The following is a 14599-nucleotide window of genomic DNA, read 5'->3' on the forward strand; positions in this document are numbered from 1 at the left end:
ATGCCTGTCAGACCCGCGCCGAGACCTCTCGTCCCGAGGCGAAACGGCTGAGGGCGCCCGTTCGCGCAAGGCCGCGCGCCGCCAGCCAGGAGAGGAGGCCGGCGAGCAGGGCGCCCGAGATCAGCGAGCAGACGGTGTAGATGATCGCGAATTCGATCTTGGCTCCGGCGTACCAGAGCACGAGGTCGTTGATCGCCAGGGCGAGACCGGCGCCCATTCCGGCGAGCACGGCCACGTAGGCGCGCCAGTTCGCATAGAGGAAGAGGGCGAAGACGATCTCGGCGCCGAGGCCCTGAACCAGTCCGGAGACGAGCGTGAGCGCGGCCCACTGCGTTCCCACGATCGCCGAGACGACGGCGGCGACCAGTTCTGTGAAGAGTGCGGCGCCGGGCTTGCGGATGATCAGGCCACCGAGCACGCCGGCGAACAGCCAGCCGCCGCCGAGGAGCGCCTGAAGCCCGGGGAGGGCTGCTTCGAGGGGCGCGGACAGGGGGTTATAGGCCTGGCCCCAGAGCCAGAAGACGAGGCCGGAGGCCACGCCGATGACGCTGGCGACGACGATGTCGACGACCCGCCATCTGAAGCGATCGGGTCGGCTCGAGCCGACGGCGGTTGTTGCGGATTCCGTAGAGGAGGGTGAAGTGCGCACTGAACGTGCCCTTTCGTCGTAAGCGAATGTCAGGGCACGGGTGGGGCCGCCGCAGGAAGACCCTGCAGACGACACCGTGAGATGTCCTCCCTGCGCTGGCATGATCCAGATCAGGTTCGACGGTCGAAGGTTGGAGAACCTTCCTCTCAGCCCGGCTCACCGGACTCCCGTGTTGCGACCCAGTATAGGGCCGCTGGGACTATTTCTTCAGCGCGCGGATGATCCGCGCGAAGGCCTTTCCCGTCACCCAGATGGTGGGAATCGACACCGCGAGCAAGGAGATCAGATTGGGTTCGAAGGCGACCCGCCCGTTCTCCTGCGTGACGTAGGCGCCCACGGGAATGGCGGCACCTCCGCCGCCTCCGCCCGCGAGCCCCGAGGCCGCGTCGTCGGAGCCCGAGCCGCCGAATCCGAACCAGCTGATGGCGACAGGAACGAGGGTCTGCCCCTCGATCTCGACGGGGTCGCCGTAGACGGCTCCCACTCCGAACGATCGAACGGTCTCTGCGAGCTTCACGGCGATGTTTGTCATGAGGTCACGGTACCTCCAGCGCAACCGTGCCACCAGAGTGCCGGGTGTGTGACACGCTGGGGGTGTGGACCTACGCATCTTCACCGAACCGCAGCAGGGCGCGAGCTACGACGACCTGCTGACCCTCGCACAGGCGACCGAGAAACTCGGTTTCGACGCCTTCTTCCGCTCCGACCACTACCTGCGCATGGGCGACGATCCCACAGCCGGACTGCCCGGGCCGACGGACGCATGGACGACCCTCGCCGGGCTGGCACGGGAGACGACGCGCATCAAGCTGGGCACGCTCGTGTCGAGCGTCACCTACCGGCAGCCGGGCATCCTCGCCATCCAGGTCGCCCAGGTCGATCAGATGTCGGGAGGCCGGGTCGAACTCGGCCTCGGCACCGGCTGGTTCGAACAGGAGCACCTCGCCTACGGCATCCCGTTCCCCGCGAAGCGCTTCGGCCTGCTCGAGGAGCAGCTCGAGGTGATCACCGGCCTCTGGGGAACCCCTGTCGGCGAGACCTATTCGTTCGAGGGCCGGCACTACACCCTGGTCGACTCCCCCGCCCTTCCGAAACCCGTGCAGCATCCGGTGCCGATCATCGTCGGCGGCAGCGGCCCCACGCGCACCCCGAAGCTCGCGGCGCGATTCGCGACCGAGTTCAACGTGCCGTTCGCCGAGTTCGCCGATATCCCCCTGCGGTTCCGGGGCGTGCGCGAGGCGTGCGAGAGCATCGGGCGCGACCCCTCGGAGCTCGTCTACTCGGCCGCCCTGGTCGCCGCCGTCGGCTCGACCTCGTCGGAGTTCGAGCGCAGGGCCGCCGCCATCGGCCGTGAGCCCGGCGAACTCCGCGAGCACGGGCTCGCCGGGTCTCCCGCCGAGGTCGTCGATCGCATCGGTGCCCTTCGCGAAGACGGCGTCGAACGCCTCTATCTTCAGACTCTCGACATCCACGACCTCGACCACCTCGAACTCATCGCGGCCGAAGTCATGTCGAAGCTCGACTGACTTCTCACCGCACGCCTCCGAGCATCCCGCTCGACCCGACTCATCACGCCTTAATCACGTCTCAGGAGAACTCCATGGAAAGCTGGCCCGGATCGGCCTACCCGCTCGGCGCGACCTTCGACGGGAGCGGCACGAACTTCGCGATCTTCAGCGAGGCTGCCGAGCGCGTCGTGCTCTGCCTCTTCGGCGAGAAGGGCGCGGAGACCCGCATCGAACTCACCGAGGTCGACGCCTACGTGTGGCACTGCTATCTGCCCCAGGTGCAGCCTGGACAGCGCTACGGCTACCGCGTCTACGGGCCCTACGACCCGGAGAACGGCTGCAGGTTCAACCCGAACAAGCTTTTGCTCGACCCCTACGCCAAGGCCACCAGCGGAACGATCGACTGGGATCAGTCGCTCTTCTCGTACAACTTCGGCGACCCCGACTCCCGCAACGACGACGACTCGGCCAAGCACATGATGACCGGCGTCGTCATCAACCCGTTCTTCGACTGGTCCGGCGACCGCGTTCTCGACATCCCCTACAACGAGACCGTCATCTACGAGGCCCACGTGAAGGGCCTGACCCAGCTGAATCCCGACGTGCCCCGCGAGCAGCGCGGAACCTACGCGGGCGTCGCGCATCCGGCCGTCATCGAGCACCTCAAGAAGCTCGGCGTCACCGCCATCGAGTTGATGCCGGTGCACCAGTTCGTCCAGGACAGCACGCTGCTCGAGAAGGGTCTGTCGAACTACTGGGGCTACAACACGATCGGCTTCTTCGCGCCGCAGTCGAGCTACTCCTCCGCGGGTGAGCGCGGCCAGCAGGTGCAGGAGTTCAAGGGCATGGTCAAGTCGCTGCACGCGGCGGGCATCGAAGTGATCCTCGACGTGGTCTACAACCACACGGCGGAGGGCAACCACCTCGGTCCGACCATCTCGTTCCGAGGCATCGACAACGCGGCCTACTACCGGCTCATGGACGATGACAAGCGCTACTACATGGACTACACGGGTACAGGCAACACGTTGAACGTGCGCCACCCGCACTCCCTGCAGCTCATCATGGACTCGCTGCGTTATTGGGCCACCGAGATGCACGTCGACGGCTTCCGCTTCGACCTCGCCTCGGCGCTGGCCCGCGAGTTCTATGACGTCGACAAGCTCTCGACGTTCTTCGAGCTCGTGCAGCAGGACCCGGTGATCTCGCAGGTCAAGCTCATCGCCGAGCCCTGGGACGTCGGTCCCGGCGGATACCAGGTCGGCAACTTCCCCGCCCAGTGGACGGAGTGGAACGGCAAGTACCGCGACACGGTGCGCGACTTCTGGCGCGGCGAGCCCGCGAGCCTCGGCGAGTTCGCCTCGCGCTTCACGGGGTCTGCAGACCTGTACGAGCACTCCGGTCGCCGACCCGTCGCATCCATCAACTTCGTCACGGCGCACGACGGCTTCACCATCCGCGACCTCGTGTCGTACAACGAGAAGCACAACGAGGCCAACGGCGAAGACAACAACGACGGCGAATCGCACAACCGCTCCTGGAACTCCGGAATCGAAGGCCCGACCAACGACCCGGTGATCCTCGAGCTGCGCGCGCGCCAGCAGCGCAACTTCCTGGCCACGCTGCTGCTGTCGCAGGGCGTGCCGATGCTGCTGCACGGCGACGAGATCGGCCGCACCCAGCAGGGCAACAACAACACCTACGCCCAGGACTCTGAGATCAGCTGGATCCACTGGGACCACGCCGATGTGCCCCTGAACGAGTTCACCGCCGCCGTCTCCCGGCTGCGCAAGGAGCACCCCACGTTCCGCCGCAGCCGCTTCTTCGACGGCCGGCCGGTCAGGCGAGGAAAGGGCGAGCCGCTGCCCGACATCGTCTGGCTCAACTCGGATGCCCGTGAGATGGAACCCGAGGAATGGGACGCTCCGCTCAGCCGATCGGTGGGCGTCTTCCTCAACGGGCAGGGCATCCGCGGACGCGACCAGCGCGGTCAGCGCATCACCGACGTGAACTTCCTTGTCTATTTCAACGCCGAACCGCAAGACGTTGACTTCGTTCTCCCTCCCGGCGAATACTCGCAGTCGTGGGACGTGGTCATCGACTCGGCCGGCCAGGCTGCAGACGGTCCGCTCCGCAGCGCGAACGAGAAGGTCAAGGTACTGGCGAAGTCGCTCGTCGTGCTCCGCGCCCACCAGGAAGCGGTGACCGAGGCAGACCATTCGGTGGCAGCCTCCCTCACCGCCATGACCGGCACCATCGACACCATCCCCCTGACCAAGCCGTCCAACGGCTAGCGAGGAACCATGCGCGAACCCCTCTCCACCTACCGACTCCAGATCTCGTCGTCGTTCACACTCGATAAGGCGACCGAGCTGATCGACTACCTCGCAGACCTCGGAGCGGACTGGGTCTACCTGTCACCGATCCTCGAGGCGGAGCCGGGAAGCAACCACGGCTACGACGTGATCGACCACTCGAGGGTCGATCCGGAGCGGGGTGGACCCGAGGAGCTGGAGCGGCTCGCCGAGGCCGCCCACTCCCGCGGCATCGGCGTGCTCGTCGACATCGTGCCGAATCACGTGGGGGTGGCGACCCCTCCCCTGAGCGTGTGGTGGTGGGACCTGCTGACCCACGGGCGCGACTCGCGCTACGCCGAGGCCTTCGACGTCGACTGGGAGTTCGGCCACGGCAAGGTGCGGCTGCCCGTGCTCGGCGACGACTCGCTCGACGCCCTCGAGCTCGCGACCGCACCAGACGGAACGCGCGAGCTGCACTACTACGACAACCGCTTCCCCGTCGCGCCCGGCACAGCCGACGACGGTGCCGACGCGATCACGGTGCACTCGCGCCAGCACTACGAGCTCATGAACTGGCGGCGCGCCGATTCCGAGCTGAACTACCGACGGTTCTTCGCCGTCACCACGCTCGCCGGCGTCAAGGTCGAGGTGCCGTGGGTGTTCCAGGAGTCGCACGCCGAGATCGGGCGCTGGTTCGCCGACGGACTCGCCGACGGCCTGCGGGTCGATCACCCCGACGGCCTCGCCGACCCCGAGGACTACCTCGAGCACCTCGCCGAGCTCACGGGCGGCGCCTACGTGCTGGTCGAGAAGATCCTCGAGGGGCGCGAGAAGCTGCCCGCCTCGTGGAAGACGGCCGGCACCACCGGCTACGACGCGCTGGGCGACATCGATCGTGTGCTGGTGGATGCCTCGGGCGAGCCGTTCCTGAACGTCGCGCTGGGCCTGGGTGACGGCGAGAGCGCGCACGACAGCTGGACGTCGCTGATCCACGACACGAAGAGAGCGATCGCCGACGGCATCCTGCGCTCGGAGGTGCTGCGCATCCAGCGCGACCTCGATCGCGAGGATGCGCTCGAGGGCTCCACGTGGCGGGGCTCCCCCGCCATCGCCGATGCCATCGCCGAGCTGTTGACCTGCTTCCCCGTCTACCGCTCGTATCTTCCCTCGGGCGTCGAGAAGCTCGAGGAGGCCCACCGCGACGCGCTCACGGCCCGCCCCGATCTCGCGGCAGAGCTCGAGGCCGTGACAGCTGCCCTGTCCCACCCGAGCAATGCGGCGGCGATCCGCTTCCAGCAGACCTCGGGCATGGTCATGGCCAAGGGCGTGGAGGACACGGCGTTCTACCGCTGGAACAGGCTCGTCTCACTCAACGAGGTCGGCGGAGAGCCGGCCGAATTCGCCATCGAGCCCACGGAGTTCCACGCGCGCCAGTGGCAGCGCATGGCATCGCTCCCCCGCACCATGACCACCCTCTCCACCCACGACACCAAGCGTGGCGAAGACGTGCGCGCACGCATCGACGTGCTGAGCGAACTGCCGCACACCTGGCTCGAGACGCTCGCGAAGCTGCGCGAGTCGGCGCCCATCGGCGACGAGACCTTCGACTCGCTCCTGTGGCAGACGGCCATCGGGGCCTGGCCGATCGAGCGCGAGCGGCTTCACGCCTACGCCGAGAAGGCGTCCCGCGAAGCCGGGGCATCCACGACGTGGAACAACCCCGACGAGGCGTTCGAAGAGGCGCTGCACGCGGCGGTCGACGCGGCCTATGACGACCCGCGCACTCACGAGCTCGTCGAGTCGCTGGCCGCGCGCATCCGGCCTGCGGGCTGGTCGAACTCGCTCGCGGCGAAGCTGCTGCAGCTCACCATGGTGGGCGTGCCCGACGTCTATCAGGGCACCGAGCTGTGGGACAACTCGCTGGTCGACCCCGACAACCGCCGACCCGTCGACTTCGACGAGAGGCGCCGTCTGCTCGAGATCCTCGACACGGGAGCGCTGCCGAGCGTCGACGAGACCGGCGCAGCCAAGCTGCTCGTCACGTCGCGGGCGCTTCGCCTGCGGCACGAGCATCCGGAACTCTTCTCGGGCTACGCACCCGTCGAGGCGCACGGCGACGCGGCCAGCCACGTCATCGCCTTCGACAGGGGCGGCGCGATCACAATCGCGACGCGCCTTCCGTGGTCGCTCGCCCAGGCCGACGGCTGGGGCTCGACTCAGATCACGATCGAGCGCGACAGCGTCGATGCGCTCACCGGGCGACAGATCGATGCCGGCCCGGTGTCGCTGTCAGACCTGCTCGCCGACCTTCCCGTCGCACTCCTTGCCGCAGTCCGAGAGGATCTCTCCGAATGACCGTCAGACACCCCTTCGACGTCTGGGCGCCGAAAGCCGCCCGAATGCGCCTGGTCGCCGACGGCCAGACAATCGAGATGACCCGAACCGACGGCGACTGGTGGACGGCCGGCACCTCGGCGCCGCAGGGCGAGGTCGACTACGGCTACCTCGTCGACGACGCGAACGGCGAGACCGTGGGCCCGTTCCCCGACCCCCGTTCTCGCCGGCAGCCCGACGGAGTGCACGGACTGTCGCGCACCGTCGATCCGTCGACCCACGTCTGGAACGACGACGACTGGGCGGGGCGCCAGCTCGCGGGCGGCGCGATCTATGAGCTGCACATCGGCACCTTCACGCCCGAGGGAACGCTCGACTCGGCCATCGATCGCCTCGATCACCTCGTCGACCTCGGCATCGACTTCGTCGAGGTCATGCCGGTGAACGCCTTCAACGGCACCCACAACTGGGGCTACGACGGCGTGCTCTGGTTCGCGATCCAGGAGACCTACGGCGGTCCGGATGCCTACCGCCGGTTCGTCGACGCCTGTCACCTGCGCGGCCTCGCCGTGATCCAGGACGTGGTCTACAACCACCTGGGCCCGAGCGGCAACTACCTCGGCGTCTACGGGCCCTACGAGCACGAGGCCGCGGGAACGACCTGGGGCAAGGCGATCAACCTCGACGGCCACGGCTCCACCGAGGTGCGGCGGTTCATTCTCGACAACGCCCGCATGTGGTTCGAGGAGTACCACGTCGACGGGCTGCGCCTCGACGCCGTGCACGCCCTGCACGACGAGAGCTCGCGGCACCTGCTCAGTGAACTCGCGGCGGAGACGGATGCCTGGTCGGCGTTCGTCGGTCGACCGCTCAGCCTCATCGCGGAATCCGACCTCAACGACCCGGTCATGTTCACCCCTCGCGATCACAACGGCTACGGATTGACCGGCCAGTGGAGCGACGACTTCCACCACTCGGTGCACGTGGCGCTCACCCGCGAGGTCTCGGGCTACTACGCCGACTTCGAGCCTCTGAGCGCGCTCGCGAAGGCCCTGACCTCCGGCTTCTTCCACAACGGCACCTGGTCGAGCTTCCGGGGTCGCCACCACGGAAAGCACATCGACACGGCCAACGTTCTCACCTGGCGTCTCGTCGTGGCCAACCAGAACCACGACCAGATCGGCAACCGGGCGATTGGAGATCGTCTGACCGCATCCCTCGACGAGGGGCAGCTCGCGATCGCGGCGGCGCTGACCCTGCTCGGCCCGTACACGCCGATGCTCTTCATGGGCGAGGAATGGGGAGCATCCACGCCCTTCCAGTTCTTCACCTCGCACCCCGAACCCGAGCTGGGCAAGGCCACTGCGGAGGGCCGTATCGCAGAGTTCGAGCGCATGGGCTGGGACGAGTCGCAGGTTCCGAACCCGCAGGACCTGTCGACCTTCACCGACTCGAAGCTCGACTGGAGCGAACCCGCCTCGGAGGGATCGGCGCACGCGCGCCTGCTGGAGTTCTACAGCGCCCTCACGACGCTGCGCCGCACCGTTCCCGCCTTCACCGACCCGCGCTGGCCTCAGCTCTCGGTCGACTTCTCCGAAGACGAGCGGTGGCTGCAGCTGACCCGAGGCGACGTGACGGTGCTGGTGAACTTCTCGGCCGATCCGATGGATGCCCCTCACGGCCTGCTCTCGTCGAGCGACGTCCTCCTCGAGTCGAGCCCGCGGAGCGAGAATCCTCGCGTCGCCGGCCACTCGGTGACGGTCTACCGCCCCACCATCTGACGACTCGCGCTGATCGAGTAGCCGCGCGAGAAACGATCCGGGGTGTCAAGGCCACCCGCGGTGGTCTCGATGCGCTCGTCCCTCGCTACTCGACCGGCGCGGCCGAGACGCGCAGTTGCCCTATTCCGGCGAGGACTCTGGGCTCTTCTTGCGCATGAGCGACGCGGGGCCGACGGCGCCTGAGCCGAAGCGCGCCGCCAGCTTGTCGATGGTGCGCTCGGCGTCGCGCCATCCGTCGGTCTGGGTTTCGGCCTCGTCGGCCCACAGCGACGGCTGGTGCACGACCGAGCCGGCCTCGGCGAGCTGCTCGACACGCACACCGATGAGCCGCACGCGCTGATCGTCGCGAAGGTCGAGCGCATCGAAGATGGCCTTGGCCTCGTCGTAGATCTGCTTGCCGAGGTCACTCGGCTCTGCGAGCGTGCGTGAACGCGTGATGGTGGTGAAGTCGCTGAAGCGCAGTTTGAGTGCCACCGTGCGACCCTCGAGGCCGGCCCTGCGCAGCCTGACGGCCACCTGGTTGGCCTGCTTGAGCAGTTCGCGATGGAGCACCCGATGATCGCCCACGTCGAACTCGAAGGTGTTCTCGTGCCCGATGCTCTTCTCCTGGCGCTCGAGCACGATGCCGCGCGGGTCGATGCCTCGTGCCAGGGCATGCAGTTTCTGGCCCGAGGCTTCGCCGACCGCGCGAGTGAGCGCGGCGATCGGCATCTCTGCGAGCTCGCGCACCGTCTTGATGCCGATACGTGCGAGCGCGGCCTCGGTGCTCGCCCCCACACCCCAGAGGGCCTTGATGGGAAGCGGATGCAGGAAGTTGAGGATCTCGGACTCGGGAACGACGAGCATGCCGTCGGGCTTGGCTCGCTGCGACGCCATCTTCGCCACGAACTTCGTCGACGACGCTCCGACCGAGCAGGTGAGCCCCGTCTCGTCGAAGACCCGCGCGCGCACGAGCGAGCCGATGGTGCTGGGACTGCCGAGCAACCGCCTGGCCCCGGAGACGTCGAGGAAGGCCTCGTCGATGCTCAGCGGCTCGACGAGGGGCGTGACGTCTCGGAAGATGCGCATCACCTCGGCCGAGTAGTGCTTGTACAGGTGCATGTGCGGGGCGAGGATGTGCGCCTTCGGCGCGAGTCGCATGGCCACGGAGACCGGCATCGCGGAGTGGACGCCGAGACGCCGAGCCTCGTAGGTGGCGCTGGTGACGACGCCACGACCGCCCGCGTGGCCGATGATGACCGGCTGGCCTCGCAGTTCGGGGTGGTCGAGCAGCTCGACCGAGGCGAAGAACGCGTCCATATCGATGTGCAGCATGGTGGCGGTCGAGTCGTCTGCTCCGCCCTGCACGATCATCCTTCGAGTCTAGGCAGCACCAGTGACACCAGCTTGTTCGCGGTGTTCGCATTGCGCGTCGTCGCGGCCGGGCCGAACTGCTTCCAGAACGCCAGCGGGATCGCCGACTTCGACACTCCATTCGGGCACCACGCGTAGACCGCCCTGCTGCCGAGGCGGATGATCTCGGGCAGCAGGCCGTCGGCGTCGGGAAAGACGAGGGTCGACTCGCGCGGCGCCGCATCGGGCAGGAACGAGATCATCAGGCGCGAGGGGTCGTCGGAGACATCGACGAGAGGATTCTCCCGCACGACACCCACGAACTCGCGCCCCTCGAGCACGACGAAGCGTGCCGACACCCCGGTGACCTCTGCGAAGCGCGTCTCGAGGTCGACGACGTCGGCCGCCGAGAGCGACGTCGCCGAGTCGAAGACCGCATTGCCGCTTCTCAGCAGCGTCTTCACATTCGTGAACCCCGCCTGCTCAAGCACGCGCTCGAAGTCGGGCATCGGAACCAGGGTGCTCGTGCCCACGTTGATGCCGCGCACGAGCGCCACGTACGTCGTCATGGCGACCTCCTTGTTGCTCTCATCCTGCCATCCGACGCCTCAGGATCAGCCGCTCCACGAAACTCCAGAGCGTGGTCAGTGCGAGGTAGATCGTGGCCGCGAGTGGTACGAAGGCCGCGAAGAGCACGGTGATGTAAGGCAGGTAGCTCAGGATGCGCGTGAGCGACTCGGCGCCCGGCACGGTCGCGGCGGCGGGCGCCGCCGGGGTGCCCGGCAATGACACCGGAGGCAGCGGGGCGAGGTAGCGCCGTGAGAGAGTGGCGACGATCGCGATCGTCGCCAGCAGCACGCCGAAGACGATCGCCTGGGGCAGGCCGATGCCCGAACCGAAGACGGACAGCAGGCTCGTGCCGAGGGGCACGCCGAAGACGGTCTGCTCGAGCAGGCCGTTGGAGTGCCCATTCACGTGCAGCTGGGTGAAGAGCCCGTAGACGAGCGACACGATGGGCAGCTGGATCAGCAGCGGCAGGAAGCCGGCGAACGGCGATGTCTTCTCGGCCGCGTACAGGGCCATCAGCTCGCGTTGCATACGTTCGGGATTCTTCGCGTGCTTCTGGCGGAGCTGGGAGACGAGCGGTGCGAGCCGTCGCCGATCGACCTCAGCCCGCGCCTGGGAGACTCCCACGGGGATGAGCGCACTGCGGACGAGCAGGGTGATGACGACAATGGCGGCGCCGGCGGCGGCCACGGGAAAGAGCGGTTCGAGCAGTGATGCGAGGTGCTGGACGACCGCGTAGGCGGCGTCGAGGACGGCCGCGACAGGGCCGAGGGTGTACGGATTCATGGCAGAGAGATCCCAACGTCATGGGCGGAAGATGGATGACGTGTGGTTGCTTGCCGAGCCGAAGGGCTAGGCGGCGACCGGGATGGAGCGCGCCGGGGCCCTGGTGCGCGGCCTGCCCGCCGCGTTGGGATCGCTCTGCACGACCAGCACCCGCAGGGCGGCGAGGTCAAAACCCGTCTGCTCGATGAGCGAGACGCCGGAGCGGCCGATCATGCTCACCAGGTACTGCGTGCACAACGCGACGGCGAGGGCGCCTAGAGCTACGACGCCGACGACGGCCGCCGTGTCGAGCGTGCCCGCGTCGAACGACAGCGCGACGGCCAGACCGAGCAGATGATTCATCATCTCGAGCATGGCGGTCATGAGGTCCTGTCGTATCGGAGGCCTCCCACGCTACCCCCAGCCGCCGTTCAGTGCGAGGAGTAGCGTGATGGACATGGAATTCAGGTACCTCGGCAAGTCCGGGCTCAAAGTCTCGGAAATCACGTACGGAAACTGGCTCACACACGGATCGCAGGTCGAGAACGACATCGCTGCGCAGTGCGTCGAAGCCGCGTTGACCGCCGGCATCACCACGTTCGACACGGCCGACGCCTACGCGAACACGGCCGCGGAGAAGGTGCTCGGCAAGGCGCTCAAGCACCAGCGCCGCGAATCGCTGGAGATCTTCACGAAGGTCTACTGGCCGACCGGCCCCAAGGGTCCCAACGACGTGGGCCTGTCGCGCAAGCACATCATGGAGTCGATCGACGGCTCGCTCCGCCGGTTGAAGACCGATTACGTCGACCTCTACCAGGCACACCGCTACGACGTGGAGACGCCGCTCGAGGAGACGATGCAGGCCTTCGCCGACATCGTGCGCCAGGGCAAGGCGCTCTACATCGGCGTCAGCGAGTGGAACGCGGAGCAGATCCGCGCAGGCCACGCACTCTCGAAGGAGCTCGGCTTCCAGCTCATCTCGAACCAGCCCCAGTACTCCATGCTCTGGCGAGTGATCGAAGACCAGGTCGTGCCCGTCTCAGAGGAGCTCGGCCTGTCGCAGATCGTCTGGTCTCCCGTGGCGCAGGGCGTGCTCACGGGCAAGTACAAGCCCGGCGCGGAACTGCCCCCGGGCAGCCGGGCCACCGACGAGAAGGGCGGGGCCGACATGGTCAAGCGCTTCCTCAACGACGACGTGCTGACCCGCGTGCAGCTGCTGCAGCCCATCGCCCACGACCTCGGGCTCACCATGGCCCAGCTCGCGATCGCATGGGTCCTGCAGAACCCGAACGTCGCATCCGCCCTGATGGGAGCATCGCGCCCCGAGCAGGTGGAGTCGAACGTGAAGGCCGCCGGCGTGACCCTCGACGAGGGCATCCTCGCGCGCATCGACGAGGCACTGGGATCCGTCGTGGTGCGCGATGCCAAGCACACGGTCTCGCCGGAGACGCGCCCCGTCTGATCGACAGGCCCCGTGTGATCCGCGTTACCGGCGGGTGATCGCGGGGCCGTCGATGCCCAGCCGGGCGAGCCTGCGACGCGCAGCGAGGTCGCTCGGCGGGTCTTTCTCCAACGTGCCCGCGATCACCCGCAGCGTGAGCCTGGTCACGGCTGCGACCGGCATCCGGATGGGCCCGAGCGACGGCACGCGCAGTCTGAGCATGCCGCGATACGGCTCCGGGATGGATGCGACGGCGCCCGCGAACAGCAGGGCGTAGCCGGGCATCAGCGAGCGGCCGATCGGGGGCCGGCGGATGAACGACACGGCCTCGGCGACGCGGTCGGTGAAGACGAGGTCGCCGGCGTCGAGGTAGGCCCGCAGCTGGGCGGCGAGTTCGGCCTCCGAGCGCGGCGGGTCCTGCACGCCCATCAGCTCGCCCGCGATCGCCCACTCGCGCACGTACGCGTCGGGCCCACCCGGAATCGGCTTTCCATAGAGCTTGGCCGTGGCGAGGAACGAGTCGGTGAACGCGAGGTGCACCCAGCGCAGCAGCTCCGGGTCGTTCGCCGCGTACGGTCGGGAGACGCCCCGCGCATCGAGATAGCTGCCGACGACGCGCTCGTGCATCTTCAGTACCCAGTTCGAGGTGCCGATCGCCGTTCGCGTATCGCCGTAGCTGACGGTGAAGATCCAGCGGATGGTGCCTGCCAGGCGCCCGAGGGGATCCTCCTTGTACCGGGAGTGGTCGTGCACTCCGGCCATCGCCCCGGGGTGCAGCGCCTGGATCAGCAGCGCACGGATGCCCGCGACGATCGTCGACATGCCCCCGTGCACACTCCAGGTGGCAGAGCCCGGCGCGAAGAATCCTCCGTCGTCGCCCTCGTCGAGACGAACCGACCACTCGGGCGGCTCATCGCTGGAGCCGCTCAGGACGAGGCGGATGCGATCGCGCAGGGCGGCGGGAACGAGTTTCACTCCCCCAGTCTGCGCGCGGTCGGCTGTGGGCCGCCCGGCATTGACGACGCGCCTCGCCGCGCCTACGCCTCGGAGATGCGCACCGTGTTGCCCGAGGGGTCGCGGAACGCGCAGTCGCGCGGTCCCCACGGCTGCTTGATCGGCTCCTGCAGCACCTCGGCCCCGGAGGCGCGGACCTTCTCGAAGCTCGCGTCGAGATCGTCGCTGCGGAACACGAGCGTCTGCAGCACGCCCTTGACGAGCAGTTCCTCGAGCGCGTCGCCGTCGGCCTGGGACCGGCCGGCGTGCGGCTCCGAGAGCACGATCGACAGGTCGGGCTGGACCGGGCTGCCGAGCGTCACCCAGCGGAAGCCTCCGTTGGCGACGTCATTCCGCACCTCGAAGCCGAGCGCGTCGCGATAGAAGCCGAGCGCCTCGTCGACGTCGGTGACGGTGATTCCTGCGTACTGAAGTGAGATGGTCATGGATGCCACGCTAGGCCGAGAGGGCCATCGCGGCTTCTCGAATCCTGCTCGATTCGGCGGTCGCCGAGTCGGCGGTGCGCGGCCGCGTGTACCCGCTCGCCACGCACGACGGCATCAGCTGCACGGCGTCGTGCTCCCGTCGGCGATACTGACTGGGCGTCTCCCCGACCAGCAGGCTGAACCGGGAACTGAAGGAGCCCAGCGAGGTGCAGCCGACCGCCATGCAGGCGTCGGTGACCGAGACTCCTGCCCGAAGCAGGGCCATGGCACGCTCGATGCGCCGGGTCATCAGGTAGCCGTACGGGGTCTCGCCGTAGGCATCCTTGAACTGGCGGGAGAAGTGCGCCGGCGACATCAGCGCGTGCCTCGCCATCGTCGGCACGTCGAGCGGCCGCGCGAATTCCCTGTCGATCAGGTCGCGCGCACGACGCAGCTGCACCAGCGCGGCCAGTCGTTCCGGGGACATGTCTCGACCGTAGCAGCGTG

At 67.9% G+C, this 14599-nt stretch carries 14 protein-coding genes; 5 read left to right on the forward strand and 9 right to left on the reverse strand.

The window, feature by feature from the left end:
- Positions 1-7 precede the first annotated feature (7 nt).
- A complete protein-coding gene (locus tag ASF06_RS10405) occupies positions 8-649 on the reverse strand; it encodes an ECF transporter S component (protein WP_055946621.1) in 642 nt (213 codons plus the stop codon).
- A 199-nt stretch (positions 650-848) separates the two neighbouring features.
- Complete coding sequence (locus ASF06_RS10410; protein WP_055931674.1) at positions 849-1181, reverse strand: hypothetical protein; 333 nt, start codon at positions 1179-1181, stop codon at positions 849-851.
- A gap of 64 nt (positions 1182-1245) precedes the next feature.
- Between ASF06_RS10410 and ASF06_RS10415 the strand changes: the two genes are divergently transcribed.
- The 4 genes from ASF06_RS10415 to treZ all read left to right on the forward strand — a co-directional run bounded on the left by ASF06_RS10415 (position 1246) and on the right by treZ (position 8569).
- On the forward strand, positions 1246-2175 hold the full coding sequence (locus ASF06_RS10415) for an LLM class F420-dependent oxidoreductase (protein ID WP_055946623.1): 930 nt from the start codon (positions 1246-1248) through the stop codon (positions 2173-2175).
- A 74-nt stretch (positions 2176-2249) separates the two neighbouring features.
- Positions 2250-4451, forward strand: coding sequence for a glycogen debranching protein GlgX (gene glgX / locus ASF06_RS10420; RefSeq protein ID WP_055946626.1), 2202 nt, complete (start codon positions 2250-2252; stop codon positions 4449-4451).
- A 9-nt stretch (positions 4452-4460) separates the two neighbouring features.
- On the forward strand, positions 4461-6809 hold the full coding sequence (gene treY / locus ASF06_RS10425; RefSeq protein ID WP_055946627.1) for a malto-oligosyltrehalose synthase: 2349 nt from the start codon (positions 4461-4463) through the stop codon (positions 6807-6809).
- Entirely contained in the window at positions 6806-8569 is a 1764-nt protein-coding gene (gene treZ, locus ASF06_RS10430) for a malto-oligosyltrehalose trehalohydrolase (protein ID WP_055946630.1), read from the forward strand. Before treY ends, treZ begins: the two co-directional genes overlap by 4 nt.
- Positions 8570-8689: 120 nt before the next feature.
- Here the strand turns inward: treZ and dinB are convergent, their stop codons facing one another.
- The 4 genes from dinB to ASF06_RS10450 form a co-directional block, all read right to left on the reverse strand.
- Entirely contained in the window at positions 8690-9922 is a 1233-nt protein-coding gene (gene dinB / locus ASF06_RS10435) for a DNA polymerase IV (RefSeq protein ID WP_055946633.1), read from the reverse strand.
- Complete coding sequence (locus tag ASF06_RS10440; protein ID WP_055946636.1) at positions 9919-10470, reverse strand: DUF1697 domain-containing protein; 552 nt, start codon at positions 10468-10470, stop codon at positions 9919-9921. The genes dinB and ASF06_RS10440 overlap by 4 nt, the downstream gene beginning before the upstream one ends.
- A gap of 19 nt (positions 10471-10489) precedes the next feature.
- Entirely contained in the window at positions 10490-11254 is a 765-nt protein-coding gene (locus ASF06_RS10445) for a YidC/Oxa1 family membrane protein insertase (protein ID WP_055946639.1), read from the reverse strand.
- 66 nt (positions 11255-11320) lie between these two features.
- The gene (locus ASF06_RS10450) at positions 11321-11617 is read right to left on the reverse strand and encodes a DUF6412 domain-containing protein (RefSeq protein WP_055946642.1); all 297 of its coding nucleotides are present in this window, start codon (positions 11615-11617) and stop codon (positions 11321-11323) included.
- Positions 11618-11690: 73 nt separating this feature from the next.
- Between ASF06_RS10450 and ASF06_RS10455 the strand changes: the two genes are divergently transcribed.
- Positions 11691-12695 carry an aldo/keto reductase family protein gene (locus tag ASF06_RS10455; protein ID WP_055947217.1) on the forward strand — a complete coding sequence of 335 codons (1005 nt, stop codon included), beginning with the start codon at positions 11691-11693 and terminating at the stop codon, positions 12693-12695.
- A gap of 24 nt (positions 12696-12719) precedes the next feature.
- On the opposite strand, the gene ASF06_RS10460 is transcribed toward ASF06_RS10455, so the two are convergent.
- The 3 genes from ASF06_RS10460 to ASF06_RS10470 form a co-directional block, all read right to left on the reverse strand.
- Positions 12720-13649: an oxygenase MpaB family protein gene (locus ASF06_RS10460; protein ID WP_055946645.1), complete on the reverse strand. Its 930-nt coding sequence runs from the start codon at positions 13647-13649 to the stop codon at positions 12720-12722.
- Between the two features lie 62 nt (positions 13650-13711).
- Complete coding sequence (locus tag ASF06_RS10465; RefSeq protein ID WP_055947219.1) at positions 13712-14113, reverse strand: VOC family protein; 402 nt, start codon at positions 14111-14113, stop codon at positions 13712-13714.
- A gap of 10 nt (positions 14114-14123) precedes the next feature.
- Positions 14124-14579: a helix-turn-helix transcriptional regulator gene (locus ASF06_RS10470; RefSeq protein WP_055931651.1), complete on the reverse strand. Its 456-nt coding sequence runs from the start codon at positions 14577-14579 to the stop codon at positions 14124-14126.
- Positions 14580-14599 lie beyond the last annotated feature (20 nt).

Origin of the sequence: Agreia sp. Leaf244 (assembly GCF_001422695.1) — a bacterium.
In the GTDB taxonomy this organism is placed as follows: domain Bacteria; phylum Actinomycetota; class Actinomycetes; order Actinomycetales; family Microbacteriaceae; genus Agreia.